Origin of the sequence: Burkholderia sp. E168m23 (genome assembly GCF_016586125.1) — a bacterium.
Classification (GTDB): domain Bacteria; phylum Pseudomonadota; class Gammaproteobacteria; order Burkholderiales; family Burkholderiaceae; genus Burkholderia; species Burkholderia orbicola.
Genome location: NZ_BCPP01000891.1, coordinates 1 through 2,955, shown reverse-complemented (window position 1 = coordinate 2,955; position 2,955 = coordinate 1). Strand labels below are relative to the sequence as shown.

Genomic DNA, 2,955 nt, shown 5'->3' with positions numbered 1-2,955 from the left:
GAAACAGCTCGTATTCGAGGCCCTGGCCGCCGGCGAGATAGCCGGCGTTGCGTCCGCTCGCGCCGAAGCCCGCGAACTCGCGTTCGAGCACGACGACGCTCGCGCCGCGCGCCGCCAGTTCCAGCGCCGTGGACAGGCCGGCGAAGCCCGCGCCGACGATGATCACGTCCGCCTGCACGTCGCCTTCAAGCTCAGGTTGCGCGCGCTCGGGCGCGTCGATCCAGCCGCCGATCGGACGATACTTCCGCAACGCGGCATCGGCGCGCATTTCCTCGCCCCAGCGCGCGAGCGGCCCGGCCGCCGCGGCGCCCGCCGCCTGCATCGCCGCCGCCGCGCCGACCCCGCCCGATGCCGGTCGCGTCGCCTGCCCTGCCTGTGCTCCCTGCCCGAGCGCCATTGCGCCGTGTGCATCGCCCATGTCCGCCTCCGTCAGTCCCTGCTGAGAATGTGAATCGCCAGCGCGGCCTCTTCGACGCCCTGCAAGCCGCCGCCGTTCTCCTGGATCGCATGACGCGCGCCGTCCACCTGCCGCGCACCCGCTTCGCCGCGCAACTGCGTGACCAGCTCGTACAACTGCCCGATGCCGGTCGCGCCAAGCGGATGGCCCTTCGATTCGAGGCCGCCCGACGTGTTGATCGGGATGCGGCCTCCGAGCGTGAACTCACCGCGCTCGGCGGCCGGACCGCCTTCGCCGAGCGGCACGAAGCCGAGGTTCTCGGCCTGGATGATTTCACCCATCGCCGACGCATCGTGCACTTCGGCCACGTCCATGTCCGCCGGCCCCATGCCGGCCTGCTCGTAGGCCTGCAACGCGGCGAGCCGGCCGATGTGCTTGTGCGGCTCGTCGATGCGCCGCCGCGTGAAGCTGCGGATCACGCTCGCGGCGATCCGGATGCAGCGGCTGCGATCGGCGCCGATGCGCTCCAGCCCATCCTCCGTGCACAGGATCGCGGCCGCCGCGCCGTCCGACAGCGGCGCGCACATCGGCAGCGTGATCGGGTACGTGATCGGCGCGGCCGCCAGCACCTCGTCGATCGTGAACGGCTGGCGGAACTGCGAATACGGGTTGTGCACCGAATGCCCGTGGTTCTTCGCCGACACGGCGGCGATCTGCCGCTGCGTCGTGCCGTACGTGTGCATGTGGTGCCGGCACATCGCCGCGTAGATCTTCATGAAGCGGCTGTACGGGCGCTCGGACTCCGAACCGGGCGGCGGCTCGATCCCTTCGCCGAGCCGCGCGAGCGTCGCGAAATTCTCGTCGACGCGCGATACGTCCCAGCCGGCCTCGAACAGCGCGAACGATTTCGCCTTGTCCGCGACGTTCATCTTTTCCGCGCCGAGCGCGAGCGCGACGTCGCACGCGCCCGACTGCAGTTCGCGCACCGCGAGGTGCACCGCCGTACTGCCGGACGCGCACGCGTTCTCGACGTTGAACACCGGAATGCCTTCGAGGCCGATCTTGCTGAACACGACCTGGCCGGGAATCGACAACTGCCCCTGCAGCGGGCCGTTGGTGATGCCCGCATAGAACGCGGCGCGGATCGCATCGGCGTGGCAACCTGCGTCCCGCAATGCGCGTTGCAGCGCCTCTCTCGCCAGATCGTCGAGGCTGCGGTCGAGATGCCGGCCGAACACGGTCATCGCGATACCGGCGATGTAGATGTTGCTCATCGTATGGAATCCATATGAAGCAGGTTCAGATCCTGCGTTGCTGACCCTGCCAGTACTGTTCGCGCAGGTCCTTCTTCAGCACCTTGCCGGCCGTGCTGCGCGGCAGCGCCGCGACGAAGTCCACGCTCTTGGGCGCCTTCACCGAGCCGAGCTTCTCCTTGCACAGCGCGACGAGCTCTTCCGCGCTCACCTGCTGCCCGGCATTGAGTTCGACCACGGCCTTCACGGCCTCGCCCCATTTGTCGTCGGGCACGCCGATCACCGCGCAGTCCTGCACGGCCGGATGCGCCCAGATCACCTGCTCGATCTCGCTCGGATAGACGTTGAAGCCGCCGCTGATGATCATGTCCTTCTTGCGGTCGGTGATGTGCAGATAGCCGTCGCGATCGAGATGGCCGATGTCGCCGGTGTGCAGCCAGCCGTCGACGATCGTCTCGGCCGTCTTGTCCGGCGCGCGGTAGTACCCCTTCATCACGAGGTCGCCGCGTACGCAGATCTCGCCGGTTTCGCCCTGCTTCAACACCTCGCCGCGCTCGCCGACGATTTCGACGCGCACCAGCGGGTTCGGGCGGCCGACCGACGCGAGCCGCGTGTCGGACGCGAGCTTGCCGTCGACGAAATGCTCGGGCGGCGTCAGGTACGAGATCGACGCGGGCGCCTCGGTCTGCCCGTAGCCGCCCGTCATCACCGGGCCGAACACGTCGATCGCGCGCTTGAGCTTCTCGACCGACATCGGCGCGGCGCCGTACAGGAAATAGCGCAGCGACGAGAAGTCGACCTGCTCGATGCCGGGGATGTCGAGCAGCCGGTAGATCACGGTCGGCGGCAGGAAGAACTCGGTCACGCGATGCTTGACGATCGCGCCGAGCAGCAGCGCCGGGTCCGGCTTCGGCAGCACGACCACCGTGCCGCCGCGCGCGGTGCACGGCAGCGACATCATGCCGGCCGTGTGCGTCATCGGCGCCGCGGCCAGATTGACCGGGCGCGCATCGTCGTACGTCATCGCGATCATGAATTGCGCGAAGTATGTCTGCAGCGAACGGTGCGTGTTCATCACGCCCTTCGGCGCGCCCGTCGTGCCGCCCGTGGCCGACAGCGCGACGACGTCGTCCATCGTGTAGTCGACGACCGGCGGCGTCGCCGGTTGGTGCTCGCTCCACGAAGCCAGCGACGGTGCCCACGGCAGGTCGGCGTCGAGGCACACCCACAGCCGGATCTTCGGCAGGCTCGGCCGCAGCGCATCGATCGCGGCCGCGAACGCCTGATGGAAGAACAGCACTTCGC

Annotated in this window: 3 protein-coding genes; all 3 read right to left on the bottom strand. The window is 68.8% G+C overall.

The window, feature by feature from the left end; all coding sequences use genetic code 11:
• Window positions 1-418: FAD-dependent oxidoreductase (locus tag JMF90_RS31465; protein ID WP_201325897.1), on the bottom strand; the 418-nt coding region annotated here is incomplete at its 3' end.
• A gap of 11 nt (window positions 419-429) precedes the next feature.
• Complete coding sequence (locus tag JMF90_RS31460) at window positions 430-1,671, bottom strand: thiolase family protein (protein WP_011548637.1); 1,242 nt, start codon at window positions 1,669-1,671, stop codon at window positions 430-432.
• A gap of 25 nt (window positions 1,672-1,696) precedes the next feature.
• A partial coding sequence (locus tag JMF90_RS31455; protein ID WP_201325896.1) for an AMP-binding protein occupies window positions 1,697-2,955 on the bottom strand: 1,259 nt, incomplete at its 5' end.

Bases quoted from the DNA above. Each gene is read 5' to 3' on its own strand.
- JMF90_RS31460 (WP_011548637.1), bottom strand. From the start codon at position 1,671: ATGAGCAACATCTACATCGCCGGTATCGCGATGACCGTGTTCGGCCGG.